Origin of the sequence: Thalassotalea euphylliae (assembly GCF_003390395.1) — a bacterium.
Lineage (GTDB): Bacteria > Pseudomonadota > Gammaproteobacteria > Enterobacterales > Alteromonadaceae > Thalassotalea_F > Thalassotalea_F euphylliae_C.
Window position 1 is genome coordinate 3103089 of sequence record NZ_QUOV01000001.1, and the last position, 15560, is coordinate 3118648.

The 15560-nt window shown below is 43.2% G+C and carries 10 protein-coding genes; 5 read left to right on the top strand and 5 right to left on the bottom strand.

What is annotated here, in order from left to right:
* Positions 1–6: 6 nt before the first annotated feature.
* Positions 7–699 (bottom strand): helix-turn-helix transcriptional regulator, encoded by a 693-nt coding sequence (locus DXX92_RS13755; protein ID WP_116002438.1) that lies wholly within the window; start codon positions 697–699, stop codon positions 7–9.
* A gap of 382 nt (positions 700–1081) precedes the next feature.
* On the opposite strand from DXX92_RS13755, the gene DXX92_RS13760 reads away from it, so the two are divergent.
* Both DXX92_RS13760 and DXX92_RS13765 read left to right on the top strand, forming a co-directional pair.
* A complete protein-coding gene (locus tag DXX92_RS13760; RefSeq protein ID WP_116000965.1) occupies positions 1082–1471 on the top strand; it encodes a VOC family protein in 390 nt (129 codons plus the stop codon).
* A gap of 524 nt (positions 1472–1995) precedes the next feature.
* Entirely contained in the window at positions 1996–3882 is a 1887-nt protein-coding gene (locus DXX92_RS13765; RefSeq protein ID WP_116000966.1) for a methyl-accepting chemotaxis protein, read from the top strand.
* A gap of 140 nt (positions 3883–4022) precedes the next feature.
* Here DXX92_RS13765 and DXX92_RS13770 read toward each other — a convergent pair whose 3' ends face one another.
* The 4 genes from DXX92_RS13770 to gcvT form a co-directional block, all read right to left on the bottom strand.
* Positions 4023–4943 (bottom strand): hypothetical protein, encoded by a 921-nt coding sequence (locus DXX92_RS13770; protein ID WP_116000967.1) that lies wholly within the window; start codon positions 4941–4943, stop codon positions 4023–4025.
* A gap of 124 nt (positions 4944–5067) precedes the next feature.
* Positions 5068–7971, bottom strand: a complete 2904-nt coding sequence (gene gcvP, locus DXX92_RS13775) for an aminomethyl-transferring glycine dehydrogenase (RefSeq protein WP_116002439.1) — start codon at positions 7969–7971, stop codon at positions 5068–5070.
* Positions 7972–8054: 83 nt separating this feature from the next.
* Positions 8055–8444, bottom strand: coding sequence for a glycine cleavage system protein GcvH (gcvH, locus tag DXX92_RS13780; protein ID WP_116000968.1), 390 nt, complete (start codon positions 8442–8444; stop codon positions 8055–8057).
* Between the two features lie 106 nt (positions 8445–8550).
* On the bottom strand, positions 8551–9651 hold the full coding sequence (gene gcvT / locus DXX92_RS13785) for a glycine cleavage system aminomethyltransferase GcvT (protein ID WP_116000969.1): 1101 nt from the start codon (positions 9649–9651) through the stop codon (positions 8551–8553).
* Between the two features lie 597 nt (positions 9652–10248).
* Here gcvT and DXX92_RS13790 point away from each other — a divergent pair.
* From DXX92_RS13790 to DXX92_RS13800, 3 genes are read left to right on the top strand one after another with little or no spacing between them, the layout of a single operon-like run.
* The gene (locus DXX92_RS13790) at positions 10249–11304 is read left to right on the top strand and encodes an efflux RND transporter periplasmic adaptor subunit (RefSeq protein ID WP_116000970.1); all 1056 of its coding nucleotides are present in this window, start codon (positions 10249–10251) and stop codon (positions 11302–11304) included.
* A 1-nt stretch (position 11305) separates the two neighbouring features.
* Positions 11306–12391: an efflux RND transporter periplasmic adaptor subunit gene (locus tag DXX92_RS13795; RefSeq protein WP_116000971.1), complete on the top strand. Its 1086-nt coding sequence runs from the start codon at positions 11306–11308 to the stop codon at positions 12389–12391.
* A gap of 3 nt (positions 12392–12394) precedes the next feature.
* Positions 12395–15493: an efflux RND transporter permease subunit gene (locus DXX92_RS13800; protein ID WP_116000972.1), complete on the top strand. Its 3099-nt coding sequence runs from the start codon at positions 12395–12397 to the stop codon at positions 15491–15493.
* The last annotated feature ends 67 nt before the right edge of the window (positions 15494–15560 follow it).

Genomic DNA, 15560 nt, shown 5'->3' on the forward strand with positions numbered 1-15560 from the left:
AGCACTTTAAGTGTTTATGTCGTGCCCTATTTTGGCTAAGTAGGCTTTAAAGCTCTTGTCTTTTTCATCGACAAAGCGCTGACTCAACTGAGTAAACGAAGATATTCGGTCAATACGAAAATTTCGAAAATCCTCCCTTAACTCACACCAAGCCGTTAGTAACCACACAGGGCTAAATGAGGTCAGCGCTAACGGCCTAACAGTTCGTTGTGTAGGTGTTTCATTAAGATCTAAATAATCAAAGCGAATCAGTTGCTTTCGCCTAATACATTCTCGAAGCTCAGAAAAATCGACTTCCCATGGGATTTTATAGTGACTCGGCGCGGAAAACGTCGCTATTTGCGCTAACTCGTTAAGCATGGGGGCGGATAAAGTGGCTTGTATTTTTTGAAAGGCACTTTGTGCTTTTTGAGCAAATTTTTCATCAGTCCAGTTACTGACCATACCGATTCCTAATGCTATCGCTTCTATTTCTTTCGCATCAAACATGATGGGCGAGAGATGATAGGTTTTATCAATCACATACCCCACGCCTGCTTCACCGAGTATGGGAACCCCCGCGCTTTTTAAATCTTGTATATCTCGATAGAGAGTACGAGCGCTTACCTCAAATTGCTCGGCAAGCGTATCGGCCGTCACGGCATGATGCATTCGCCTGAGGTATTGAACAATTTCATTAAGCCTTTCTGCTTTTCGCATCGCTATATCACCGTCTGATTTGTCACCTAACAAGGGCGTGTTGATCTTTCAGGGTTGTTTTTGCAGCAGTCTGTTTGGGTTTTATACAAAGCGGCACTTGTGCAGTGTAATCATTCTCCATAAATAAGTGCCAACAAAGTAGAAAATTCAAACAGACGCTGCCCTGCGGGTTCATCTAAACGCTTCCTGCTCATTGTTGCTCGATTTTTACATAGAACGACTATGCGACAAAGCGAGCGCCGTGATCAGAAAGCGTTTAGATTGAACAAAGTTCAATCTCGAAAGATCAACACGCCCCAGTGTAATCAAACACTACTGACACTAGATGTCAGTAGTCAATATCTATAATCAATTCGAAGTCATTGAATAAGGAGAAATAAAAATGATCGGTTATGTAACCTTAGGCACAGCAGATTTAAATAAAGCTAGTGCTTACTACGATGAATTACTTGCAACCATTGGCGCAACTCGTTTTATGGAAGAGCCAAACTACTTTGTTGCATGGTCACAAACCCAAGACGGCAGCGGTTTGGCTGTAAGCCTGCCATTTGATAAAAAACCTGCAAGTGTTGGCAATGGTACTATGGTTGCGCTAGAAGTGAAAACGCCAGAAGAAGTTAACGCTGTCTACCAAAAAGCACTTGAGTTAGGTGGAACATGTGAAGGTAAACCCGGCTTTAGGCCAGAAGATGCCAATCAAGGCTTTTACGCGGGTTACTTTCGTGACTTAGACGGCAACAAGTTGAATGCTTATTGTATTGTCGAAGCTTAAACCCTGTCAGTGGCCAATTTATATTGGCCACACTTTTTTAACATTCGATACAACTCTGCTTACCATGTTAGTTACCGTTAGCCCCGCAAATGCATAGGCAAACTCTAGTAAATCAAGGTCAACCATGCCCCACCAATTAAATAACACTTTACCAACACTCTGTTTACATTTGTTTGGTTATAATTGCGCCGCTTTTTTTTGGGGAATAAGGCATAACGGTTTGGAATATCTGTTTTATTGGTGAATAACCGATGTACCTATGTGGTAGTAATCAAACCAGTTTAGGTTAATTATCTGTGTTGTCTCGTCACATACCTGCTCACTTCTCCTCAAATACTATATTTAATTTACTTAGTAACGGTTCTTGTTGGCTTGAACAGCTAGCCTTATTCATATCGCAATAGGTTTGAATATTCGATGCAGCGAAGAGATAAATTGAATTTATTCAATGTCGCTCATGAAAGAAGCATTACTACTTAATACAAGCTTATTTACAACAGACAAAACCTTAGTTCGGGGTAGTTATGCAGAAATTTAAATTACACTTAATCGGCTCATTAGGTGTCATCATCGTTGCGATTATCGCGCTATTGGTAACCCTGAGTTACAATACGTTCAAAAATGAGAGTGTTTCGCTTAATAAAGCGATCTTAAAAGAACAAAATGCCACGACCGAATCGGTATTGATTGAAAGGTTTAGCGCCTACAAAGACACAATTTCAGCAATAACGTTAGCCGAAAGTGATGTTTTATCCAATACGCTATCTGCCAACCTCACCTCGCAATTAGCCACAATTGAGAATATTCAACGCGATATTAGCGATGGTATTTATCTATTTAGAGATAATGGTGATATTTATGACACAAAAGGCGAATTGCAAAGCTTTAACGTAAAGCAACTTAACCGTGAGTATTACCGCGCTATTTTTGAACAAGGCCAAGATTTCTATATTTCAGCGCCTTTTAACTCTGCGGTATCAGGGGAGCAAGTACTTGGTATGGCACACAGAATTAATCGCTCATTTGCGATTCTTTCTAACATTAAACTCGATGCGGTATTGGGCTCACTTGCCAATGCCAAAAACATGTTTATGTACACTCAGCAAGGAACAATTTTAGTTGCTCCCTACCCCGAATTTCTGGGCAAAAACATTTTTACTGAGCGCTCGCTTTATCAGCAATTTAATCAACAAAACCCAATACTTTCTTACACTGCAAATGTCGCCGGCGATAATATTGATTTCACTGCATTTTGGACTGAACTAGAGGTTAACAACTGGTCATTTGTCTCTTTCGTAAAAGACAGCGCTATTTCAGAAAAGGCAGACTCCCAACTCATCATTGATTTAATCATTGGCTTAGTATGCTTAGCTATTGCCGTTATTGTGCTACAAGTATTACTGCAAAAGCTTGTGCTTACTCCTGTGGGCGGCGCACCTGCCGAGATTGAGTCGCTAATGGCAGAGATGGCCTCAGGTGATTTCACCCAAACACTAGAACAAACAGGCAAGGAAACGGGCATTTACTTGTCGCTTGTAAATCTATCGAATCAGCTTTCTGACTTGATTAGAAACTCGCACGCAATTTCTGAAAATGTGGCCTCAGCATCACAAGAATTAAATGCCGTGATGGGACATACGCTTAACAATGCTCAGCAAGAAATGGCACAGGTAGAGCAAATCTCAACAGCGATTCACGAGCTTTCTTGTACCTCTAACGAAGTGAGTGACAAAGCCATTATTGCCGAAGAGCGAGCAAACGACGCACAAGCTAACGTTGCAACCGGTAAAGCAACACTGGAAGAAAACATTATCTTATCAAGCGATATTGACGCATCGGTTGCAGAATCGGCACAGTTGACCCAAGAGCTGCAAGACTTTGCGGTAGAAATTGGCAGCGTTACCGATGTTATTAACAGCATTTCCGAGCAAACGAACTTACTGGCGCTTAACGCTGCCATTGAAGCTGCTCGTGCAGGCGAGCACGGACGAGGCTTCGCAGTAGTTGCTGATGAAGTGCGAAACCTAGCTTCAAAAACACAAGAGTCAACAGTGAGCATTCAAAACCTGATTGAAAAGCTGCAATCTCAGTCACAAAAAGCCAGCCAAAATATGGAACAAAATGTTGAGCTGATCGAAAAATCGGTAGTACTAGCAGACAAAATCAAAGTGGCGTTTGAAGATATCTCAACCGCGGTTGAATCTATTTCAGAGGTCAACACTTTAGTAGCAACTGCCTCACAAGAACAGCAAAGTGTCACCCAAGATATTTCTCGCACAACCACACAAGCGTTTGACTTAGTGCAGCAAAATGTTTCAGCGGTAAACCAAACCCTGCAAGCCTCAACAGAACTTTCACAGCTTTCAGAAGCACAAAAAACCGAGCTTTCACATTTTAAAGTGCAGCATTAAAAAGCTACATGTTTTATTGGTAGGTTTGATGGCATTGTAATCTCATAAACAAAGTTACAATGCCATGGAGAGGGGAAACATATCCTATAAGGGCTTTCGCTTACTCGACAAAGTACTCAGTAACCGTATCTTATATAAACTTATAAAGTTTGATTATTTTCAGCCTTTATAAGCGCTTGCTCGAAACCATTGCGTATTGAATGATGTTCAAGCTTAGATTCAGGAAAAACCCTCATGTACCCCATATCACTGAGAGCTAGCCATAGCTGATAAGCAAGCGGAATAGCTCTTCCATCTTCTTCGTCCATACCTTCTATAAGACTTGAGGGCATATTAATAAACTCTTCAACAATAAAAGAACCTTTGCTAGGAAAGTCTGGAGCTCCCTCTCTATCAGAAAAGTTATAATTAAGTAACTCTCCTTCTTCAAAGACGCGCTGAAGCCATTTTGGTTCAACATACCTACCAATTACGAAAATTTCGTATTTAAATAATAATGCGCAAATAGCAGCAAAATAGACTCTGGATTTCCAATAGTCGAAAACCCAGCCACCTATAAGGTGGTACTTAAATACATTTCGTCCATTCAAAGAACAAATCGGCTCTGCAATCACAATCAGTGCGTTGTTACATCGAAATAAACCTCTATTAGTGGAACTAAGTGCATAGGCATAAATATTTTTATCTTTAGCTTTCTTATGTAAGTACTTTTTTAAATAACTTTCAAATAACTCAGGGGTTTTATAAAAATCATGCATTTCATATACTTCATTAGAGCTACCTTCAATCCAATCTTTGTTTATACCAAACATTTCAGCGGTTTTTTGTACCATTTGAGGTGTAAGCCTTTTCAATAACTCCTTGTCTGATGAACATGAATAATAATCCAACTCATCATTAAAAAGTTCTGGTATTTGATTCCTGCTTACTCCATGAGATTCAAATGCTGTAACGATACGCGACGCAATTGATTTTACCTCAATATCAGTATCATCTTTTTTAGCAAAATGCTTTTTAAAACGATCAAGCAACTGAAAACCAGCTAAAATATCACCAAGCAAAATTAATCCTTAAATTCAGCCTTTAAGCCTCTTAACTACGAAACACTAAGTAAACTAGCATTTATTACAGCATAAAAAAAGCGAGCCTCAGCTCGCTTTTTATTAATGTATATCAAAAAGTTAACTAATCTTTATAACTATCAACACTCGGACATGAGCACACCAAATTGCGGTCGCCATAAACATCGTCGATACGGTTCACTGTAGGCCAGAATTTGTTGGCGGCAGCCGCTGGTACTGGGAATACTGCTTCTGCGACTGTGTAGGCTCTGTCCCAACCTGCATCGGTGATATCTGCTAATGTATGTGGTGCGTTATGCAGTGGGTTGTCTTCTACTGTCCACTCGCCCTGCTCTACTTTGCGAATTTCGTCGCGAATGCACACCATAGCTTCAATAAAGCGGTCGATCTCGACTTTGCTTTCTGATTCTGTTGGTTCAATCATTAGCGTGCCTGCCACTGGGAATGACATCGTTGGTGCGTGGAAGCCATAGTCCATTAAGCGCTTAGCCACGTCCATTTCGGTAATGCCTGACGCTTCTTTTAACGGGCGCATATCCACAATACATTCGTGAGCGACACGGCCATTTGCACCTGTGTACAAAATTGGGAAGTGCTCGCTTAGCTTCTTCGCTAAGTAGTTCGCATTGGTGATGGCGTATTTCGTTGAATCGGTTACACCTTTTTTACCTAACATGGCGATGTACAAGTAAGAAATACATAAAATGCCCGCTGAGCCAAATGGTGCGGCAGATACGGCATCGTTGCCTTGGGTACTTTCTTTAACGTTCACCAATGGATGATCTGGTAAGAAAGGTGCCAAGTGCGATTTTACACCGATTGGTCCCATACCAGGGCCACCGCCACCGTGCGGAATAGCGAAGGTTTTATGTAGGTTTAAGTGTGATACATCTGCGCCGATAAAGCCCGGCGAAGTAATACCTACTTGCGCGTTCATGTTGGCACCATCAAGGTACACTTGACCGCCGTTGGCGTGAACCACTTCACAAATCTCACGTACGGTTTCTTCGTAAACACCGTGTGTTGAAGGGTAAGTGATCATGATACACGATAAGTTTTCGGCCATTTCTTCCGCTTTCGCTTTCAGATCGGCCATATCCACGTTACCGTTTTTATCGCAATCAACCACAACAACTTTCATGCCCACCATTTGCGCAGAAGCTGGGTTAGTACCATGTGCTGATGAAGGAATTAAACAGATGTTACGGTGACCTTCGCCGCGACTTTGGTGATATTTGTGAATCGCGATTAAACCTGCGTATTCACCTTGTGCACCTGAGTTTGGCTGCATTGATACTGCATCGTAGCCAGTCAACTCAACTAACCATTTATCAAGCTCGCCGATCATTTCCGCGTAGCCTTGCGCTTGGTCAACTGGTGCAAATGGGTGCATATTGGCAAACTCTGGCCATGACACAGGGATCATTTGGGCAGTCGCGTTAAGCTTCATGGTACAAGAGCCTAGCGAAATCATGGAATGGTTAAGCGCTAAATCTTTGTTTTCTAATTTTTTAATATAGCGAAGCATTTCGGTTTCGCTATGGTACGAGTTAAATACAGGATGGCTAAGAATTTCAGATTCACGCACTAATTCCGCAGGAATTGATGAGTGACCACAATCGACGATTTTCGCGTCTAGCTCAGCTACGTCTAAACCATGACCTTCACCAAGTAGCACATCAAACAATACCGCAACGTCTTCACGTGTGGTGGTTTCATCTAAAGATACTGAAATTTGACCGTCGACGTCAGTGCGTAAGTTAATGCCTGCCGCTAATGCGCGAGCAACAATCTCATTTTTGTTTTCAGAATTAAAGGTTAAGGTATCAAAATAGTTAGCGTGAATTGCTTGTAAGCCTTTCGTTGCCGTACCTAAACATAAAATGTCGGTGAAGCGATGAATGCGATTCGCAATGGTTTTTAAGCCTTGTGGACCGTGGTAAACCGCGTAAAACGCTGCCATATTGGCTAGTAATACTTGCGCAGTACAAATATTTGAGTTCGCTTTTTCGCGGCGAATATGTTGCTCACGGGTTTGCATTGCCATACGCAGTGCTTGGTTGCCACGGGTATCTTTTGATACACCAATAATACGACCCGGCATTGAACGCTTGTACTTATCTGAAGTCGTAAAGAAGGCAGCGTGTGGGCCACCGTAGCCCATTGGCACACCGAAACGTTGGCTTGAGCCAATCACCACGTCTGCGCCTAACTCGCCCGGCGCTTTTAGTAGCACTAAGCTCATAATATCTGCTGCGACTGCAACAATACCTTTTTTCGCTTGTACTGCTTCAATTAATGGGCGTATATCAACAATTTCACCGGTTGCTGTTGGGTATTGCAGTAATGCACCGAAGACATCGTGCTCACCTACCGTAGCCGCAGGCGCTACGATAATGTCAAAACCAAAGAATTCGGCACGGTTTTTCACTACGGAAATCGTTTGCGGGTAAACTTCTTCTGCAACAAAGAATGCGTTTGATTTTTTGTTTTTGGAAACGCGTTTTGCCAATGCCATTGCTTCAGCCGCTGCGGTACCCTCGTCAAGCAATGAAGCAGATGCTAAGTCTAAACCCGTTAGGTCTAAACACATTTGTTGGTAGTTTAGTAATGACTCTAAACGACCTTGTGCGATTTCTGGTTGGTATGGCGTGTACGCGGTATACCAGCCCGGGTTTTCCAATACGTTACGCAAAATCACGTTCGGTGTAAGCGTTGGGTAGTAGCCTAAACCAATGTACGAAGTGTTCACTTTGTTCTTGCTAGCCACGGCTTTTAAGTCGGCTAGCGCTTTCACTTCTGTTTTGCTTTCTTCAATCGCTGGCAAGTCTGCTAAGCGAATATCGTTGGGGACAATTTCGTCAATTAGCGCGTCTACTGATTCAGCGCCAATATCGGCAAGCATTGCCTTGGTTTGCGCTTCATCAGGGCCAATGTGGCGACGAATAAAATCTTGAGTTTGTTCTAAATCACTTAGCGTTACTTGTGCTTGGGATTGAATAGTCATAAACAGCTTCACTAAAATTTGCGTACGTATTTAAAAAAGAAAGCCCCGAACAGGGTTCAGGGCTTGTATATATGGTTTAACGATTAGTCTTCGTCAATTGAGTTTTCGTAGCCTTCTGCGTCTAGTAGGCTTTCTAACTCGCTTTCATCTTCAATTTTTACTTTAAACATCCAGCCGTCACCGTAAGCGTCTGAGTTTACTAGCTCAGGTGAGTCTTCTAGGTCTTCGTTAACTTCAACCACTTCACCAGTTACTGGCGCGTAGATGTCTGACGCTGCTTTTACTGACTCAGCTACTGCAACATCGTCACCAGTGCTTACGCTGTCGCCCACTTCTGGTAACTCAACGAATACCATATCGCCTAGTAATTCTTGTGCGTGCTCGGTAATACCGATAGTCACAATACCGTTGCCTTCGTTACGCACCCACTCGTGTGATGTTGCGTACTTTAACTCAGAAGGAATGTTGCTCATTTTTCTTGTTCCTAATATTTAACGTAATTTGTGAAGTGAATAATCCCACTAAAAATATAGAGGAATTAGTTCACAGATCAACTAATCTTTTGCTGGCAAATTTGACTTAAAACGCCTTTTTGCCATTGCGGGCGAACGATGGCTTAATCACTTTCACGTCCACCAACTTCTTGCGCATTTCAACTTGCACGGTGTCTTCTAATTTAACGGCACGCGGTACACGCGCCATAGCAATTGAGTGGCCTAACGTTGGCGAGAAAGTACCAGATGTAATTACACCTTCGCCGTACTCAGTGATCACTTTCAAACCTGAGCGCAATACGCCTTTCTCTTCTAGCACTAAACCGACAAGCTTTGGTTGGTCGCCAGCAGCACGCTGCGCAGCAATCACTTCTTTGCCGATAAAGTCACGCGCTTCGTCGTCCCAGCTAATCGTCCACGCCATGTTTGCCGCTAGTGGCGAGATTGATTCGTCCATATCTAAACCGTAAAGGTTCATACCTGCTTCTAAGCGAAGCGTGTCACGCGCACCTAAACCACAAGGTTTTACGCCAGCATCAAGTAATTGCTGCCATAAATCGGCCGCTTGCTCGTTTGGCAACGCGATTTCATAACCTGCTTCACCTGTGTAGCCAGTCGTTGCGATAAATAAATCACCCGCCTGTGCTGAGAAAAATGGCTTCATGCCTTCAACAGCAGCTTTTTGTTCTTCACTTACCATGTTAGCAAGTAAGGTTGCTACTTTTGCTTTCGCTGTTGGACCTTGTACGGCAATCATCGCGAATTCTGGGCGCTCGGTAATGGTTACACTGAAATTTTTTGCTTGCTCAGCAAGCCAAGCTAAATCTTTTTCACGAGTCGCAGAGTTAACCACTAAGCGGTAATCAGTCGTTGAGAAGTAGTAAATGATCAGGTCATCAATTACACCGCCTTCATGGTTACACATACCGGTGTAAAGTGCTTTGCCTGCCACATCGAGTTTAGCAACATCGTTAATGACTAAACGACGCAGAAAAGCCTGAGCATCGCCCCCCTTAATATCAACAATGGTCATGTGTGATACATCGAACATACCGGCGTCTTGGCGCACTGCGTGATGCTCTTCAATTTGCGAGCCGTAGTTAATTGGCATGTCCCAGCCGTGGAAATCGACCATTTTTGCGCCCGCTTCAATATGCTTGGCGTGAAGTACGGTTTTATTCGTCATAGTGCACACTCTTGGTTTGCATCACATTAACTATAGAAGTTTCGGTGAGCTTGTTGATATTAATCTTTAGCCAATATACCAAGGCTATTTCGCAAAGCTTTCATTGCTCGCCCAAGCCTAGTCATTGAACATTCGCTGTATAGTCGCTAACGATTTACAAAAATTAACGAAAAGTATAATCAAGCACGCTTGTTGATTCAACAGCCTAGTGCTCGTTTATGAAACATAAATCAACATAAAACCCGTAAACAAAATTTTATTTCAATAATTATTCATGTTCGAAATTAAAATCAATCATTATCAACATTCTTTTAATGAATAATTGATAATTCGCTTTACAGCAATTGCCTAACACTTTGATAACAATCGTTAACAGCATTAACCGCCAAAAAAACAGACAATTATCACCGACATTGGACACCTGTTAGACCTAGCAAGTAATTAGCAAATCACAACACTTGTCATCTTGTTGTGATAACGCGCTAGTAAGCTTAGTTTTGCTATATATGGCTTAACTGCTGACAAATTTGAAAGGCAGATAATTAATAATTTTGTGCCATAGTTAAGTCTAGCCAGCATGACATCACTGGAGAATGTATGATTAATAACAAGAAAAATGCACTGGGGGTAATGCTGATTGCACTACTTGCCACCAGCTGCTCCGAGCCACCTAGCGTTGATTATTCCGCGACCATAAGAGCGGTACAAATGATGAACATAGAGTTGGTGACCACTAAGGTACAGGCTTTTCCCGCGAAAGTTGAAGCCAGTAAACAAGCGAGTTTATCGTTTAGAGTACCAGGCAAAATTGCCAAATTTCATGTTCGCGCCGGCGCTTTGGTTAAGCAAGGGCAACCGCTGATTGACTTAGTGCCAACCGATTACCGAATTGCAGTAGAAGGACACCAAGCAGATTATCAGCTGGCCAAAGTGCAGCATGAGCGCTCAGAGGCATTAATTGATGAGCAGTTGATTTCACAAGATCAGTTTGACCAAACTGAAACTGCGCTCAAAGTTGCCGAAAATGAACTAGAGCAAGCAAAAACAGACCTTTCATACACCCATATCTCAGCACCATACGATGGCCGTGTTGCCGCCACTTACTTCAAAGCACATGAATACGTACAAGCATTGCAACCGGTGATGTCAATCCAATCGGAAAATGCCGTTGATGTCGTGATGGAAATACCTGAGCGATTAATTGGCGCTTTACGTCGCTCGCATTTGCAAGTGAACCAACCAACTGTAAGTTTTGCGGTGAAACCAGATCAGCAATACACAGTATCAATTAAAGAAATTGAAACGATAGCAGATCCAGAATCAGGCACCTTCACCGTTACCATGACGATGCCAAGCCCCGACGACTTGAACCTTTACCCAAGTATGGCTGCCACAGCCAACGTTGAACTTGTGCTTAGTGAAGACAGCCTAACGCAACGCATTCCTGACAGTGCAGTTATCAACGAAAACGGCCAACACTATGTTTGGCGCGTTAGTGCCGATAATCAGCTGGAACGTGTCAGCATCGAGCTTTCACAAGACGGCAAGCTAATAAGTGGTTTGCTTGATGGTGACCGCATTGTTACTGCTGGAGTTAACGAGCTGACTGCTGGTCAAACGGTAACTGAGTGGATTAAGGAGCGAGGGTTATAATATGAAATTCTACAATCAGATAGCACTAGTATTACTCGCCCTTGTCACGATTGCAGGTTGTACTCCTGCACCCACACCGCAAGTGCAGCCGATTAGAGTAAGTGTTGAAACCATTCCTGAAATCAGCAATGAAAAACTACAAACCTTCCCAGCCGTAGTTCACGCCAGTGAATTAACCCAGTTAAGCTTCCAGCTTAATGGTGAGGTCAACGAGCTGATTGCCACCGAAGGGATGGAAGTTAAAAAAGGTGAATTACTTGCCAAGCTTGACGACACCTTACTAGTACTTGCGGTAAGTGAAGCGAAAGCAAAAGTTGAACTTTCGAAAGTACAAGCAGCACGTGCAAAACAAATGGTCGATCGCGGCAATATGCCAGAAAGCACCTATGACGAGCTTTTAGCGCGTTATGAAATTGCCCTCGCTCGTTATAACTATGCGCAAAGCCAACTAGATTATGTGTATTTACGTGCACCGTTTGATGGCATTATTTCTGATGTTGCTATTGAGCGCTTTCAAGCTACCACTGTAGGTCGTCCGATTATTACCATGCACAAACTGGACATGGTGGAAGTTCGTATCGACATGCCTGATATTTTAGTTGCTAGTGCCGATCAGCAAAAAGTCGACGGTCAACAACATACCGTAGATGTAAAACTGGATGCTTACCCCAATCAAATCTTCAAAGCAGAATACAAAGAGCATACGACTGAGCAAAATGAAGAAAACCGCAGCTTCACCTTAGTATTGGAAATGCCATCAACACAGGCAAAACCGGTAATTCAAGGTATGCCTGGTAGTATTTCTTTAGATTTAGCTCAAATTGAACGCGATTCAGCTTATTACTCAGTGGTGCCGCTGCATGCCGTGGTATTGCCTGATAGCTACTCCTCATCAAGCTTTACCTCAATTATTTGGCGTCTTAACGGTACACAAGTTGAACCAGTAGAAGTTACCCTTGGCCGACTTGTTGATAAGTCACACGTTGAAGTCATTGGCGATATTAAGCCGGGTGATAAAGTGATCACCAAAGGGCTGCATTATTTGCGCCGCGGAACTGAAGTTATTGTTGCCGAGAAGGAGGCTTAGTCGATGAGTATCGCTGAATATTTTATTAAGAACAAAGTGATCAGCTGGATGTTTACGCTGATCTTGCTCGTTGGCGGCACCCATGCCTACTTCGGCCTAGGTCAACTGGAAGACCCTGATTTTACGATCAAAGATGCCTTGATCAACACCTCATACCCCGGTGCTTCTCCGCTGCAAGTGGAAGAAGAAGTATCGTACGTCATTGAAAAGCAGCTAATGACGCTGGCTTACATTGACAAAATCACTTCAATTAACAGCCGTGGTTTATCACAAATTACCGTTAGTATGAAAAATACCTACGGCCCTGATGAATTGCCGCAAATCTGGGACGAGCTACGCCGTAAAGTGAACGACATCAAAGCCCAGTTACCACCAGGTGTGAATGAGCCGCAAGTTATTGACGACTTTGGTGATGTTTACGGCATTATGTGGGCCGTTACTGGTGACGGCTTTAGTTACCAAGACTTGAAAGACTATGTTGATTTTCTCAAGCGTGATATTGAGTTAATCGACGGGGTTTCAAAAGTTTCTGTGGCCGGTGAACAGCAAGAAACGGTATTTATTGAACTTTCAGCCAATAAACTAGCCAACTTAGGTGTGCCACCGGGTTCAATTTACAATGTGCTTCGCGCACAAAATGTTGTGCAAAGCGCTGGTGCTATGCGCAGCGGCCCAGATTACATCTATGTGCACCCAACGGGTGAGTTTAAGTCGGTTAAACAACTTGAAGATTTGATTATCTCTAGCCCGAGTAGCGATCGCCTGATCTACCTAAAAGACGTGGCAACCATTAGCAAAGGCTTCCAAGAAGTACCGCGCAACTTAATCAACTATAACGGTAATCAAGCTATTAACATCGGTGTGTCTTTTGTCACGGGTGTTAACGTAGTTGATGTTGGTACCCGCATCGAGCAACGTATGGCTGAGCTTGAGCAGTATCGCCCTGCAGGTATGGTGGTCGGTGAAATCTACAACCAACCTAAAGAGGTAGATAACTCAGTAGCCGCCTTTATGCTTAATCTAATTGAAGCGGTCGTTATCGTTGTCGTTGTATTACTCGTCTTTATGGGTATTAAGTCTGGCCTATTAATTGGCTGGATCTTACTACTTACCGTACTAGGCACCTTCTTAGTAATGAACCTATACGACATTAACCTGCAACGTATTTCACTGGGTGCGTTAATTATCGCCCTAGGTATGCTGGTGGATAACGCCATTGTGATTGTCGAAGGGATACTGATTGGCCAAGCGCGAGGGCAAACGAAACTGCAAGCCGCCAATGCCATTGTAAAACAAACCATTTGGCCGCTGCTGGGTGCTACGGTGATCGCCATTACTGCCTTTGCGCCAATTGGCCTGAGCCCAGACGCCACGGGTGAGTTCGCAGGTAGCTTATTCTGGGTACTACTAATTTCACTCTTTATTAGCTGGATAACGGCGGTGACTTTAACACCATTTTTTGCCAGCTTGTTATTCAAAGAAACGCCAACTTCACTACTTAACAATAACAAAGACGGCGACAACGGCGGCGAGCAAGATGACCCTTACAAAGGTGCAATCTTTGTTTTCTACAAAGCGTTTTTGAATATTTGTATGCGTTTTAAAGCGTTAACCATTATTACGGTTGTTGCCTTGTTTGCCCTATCCATTGTAGCTTTTGGCTCGGTTAAACAAGCTTTCTTCCCACCATCAACTACGCCTATTTTCTTGGTAGATTTATGGATGCCAGAAGGTACGGATATTCGCCATACTTACGAAATTGCGCAAGAAATTGAACAGCAAGTAATGAGCTATGATGCGGTTGAACACGTGACCTCAACCACAGGCCAAGGTGCGCAGCGCTTTATGTTAACCTACGAAACAGAGCGCAGTTACGCAGCTTATGCTCAGCTAATGGTGCGTGTTGATTCATTCGACAACGTTCTAGCGACAATGGAGAATGCACAGGCTTATATCGACCAAAACTATCCTGAGCTGCTAAATAAATTTAAGCGCTTAGAAATAGGCCCATCACCAGCGGCAAAAGTTGAAGTAGAAATTACCGGCCCAGATCCAGACACCCTGCGCACACTAGCAACGGAAGTGATTGGTATTTTCCGTGAAGCCGGTGGTACGGTAAACGTTCGTCACAACTGGCGCGAGCGCACTAAAGTGTTTGAACCTCAGTTTAACGAAACCCAAGCACGTCGCTTAGGTATCACCAAGGAAGACGTTGATAACACCTTGCAAATGAACCTTTCTGGGTTAACAGTTGGTCTTTATAAAGAAGGTACTTCATTATTGCCAATTGTGACACGTACACCGGAAGATGAACGTCCATCGTCGGCATCCACCATTCAAATTTGGTCACCAATTTACAACCAGTTAGTGCCAATTAATCAAGTGATTACTAGCACGGAACTGCGCTGGGAAGACCCGATCATTATGCGTAAAGACAGAAAGCGTATGATCACGGTCATGATGGATCCAGACTTTAAAACCAATGAAACTGCTGACTCGTTGCGCAATCGAATCTTAGCGCAAGTAGAAGCAGTTGAGTTGCCGCAAGGTTATAGCATTAACTGGGGCGGTGAATACGAAGACTCACAAGATGCTTCTGAAGCGATATTTGCCTCGCTACCTGTTGGCTACTTGTTAATGTTCTTGATCACAGTATTCCTATTTAATGCGGTGAAAAAGCCACTGGTAATTTGGGCTTGTGTACCACTTGCGCTAGTCGGTATCGTCACTGGTCTGTTAGTGCTGGATAAACCGTTTGGCTTTATGGCACTGCTGGGCATGCTGAGTTTGTCAGGGATGCTACTGAAAAACGGTATTGTCTTACTCGATCAAATCAACAGCGAACTTGCCGCTGGCAAAGATCCTTACCTAGCGGTGTTTGATTCAGCCGTAAGTCGTGTGCGCCCTGTGTCTATGGCGGCGATTACAACGATTTTAGGTATGATGCCACTCTTGGTTGACGCTTTCTTCGAATCGATGGCGGCTGTAGTAATGTTCGGTTTAGGTGTGGCAACAATCCTTACGCTAATTGTTGTACCTGTCCTATTCTGTTTATTTCACGGTATTCAATACCGACCATTAGAAGATGTTTACAAGAAATAAGATTGGCACTAGCCACCTTAAATAGATAAAAAGACAAATAAAAAGGCCAGCTTCGCAAGCTGGCCTT

Coding starts and splice junctions, on each gene's coding strand:
- DXX92_RS13755 (WP_116002438.1), bottom strand. CDS start 699: ATGCGAAAAGCAGAAAGGCTTAATGAAATTGTTCAATACCTCAGGCGA.
- DXX92_RS13760 (WP_116000965.1), top strand. CDS start 1,082: ATGATCGGTTATGTAACCTTAGGCACAGCAGATTTAAATAAAGCTAGT.
- DXX92_RS13765 (WP_116000966.1), top strand. CDS start 1,996: ATGCAGAAATTTAAATTACACTTAATCGGCTCATTAGGTGTCATCATC.
- gcvP (WP_116002439.1), bottom strand. CDS start 7,971: ATGACTATTCAATCCCAAGCACAAGTAACGCTAAGTGATTTAGAACAA.
- gcvH (WP_116000968.1), bottom strand. CDS start 8,444: ATGAGCAACATTCCTTCTGAGTTAAAGTACGCAACATCACACGAGTGG.
- gcvT (WP_116000969.1), bottom strand. CDS start 9,651: ATGACGAATAAAACCGTACTTCACGCCAAGCATATTGAAGCGGGCGCA.
- DXX92_RS13790 (WP_116000970.1), top strand. CDS start 10,249: ATGATTAATAACAAGAAAAATGCACTGGGGGTAATGCTGATTGCACTA.
- DXX92_RS13795 (WP_116000971.1), top strand. CDS start 11,306: ATGAAATTCTACAATCAGATAGCACTAGTATTACTCGCCCTTGTCACG.
- DXX92_RS13800 (WP_116000972.1), top strand. CDS start 12,395: ATGAGTATCGCTGAATATTTTATTAAGAACAAAGTGATCAGCTGGATG.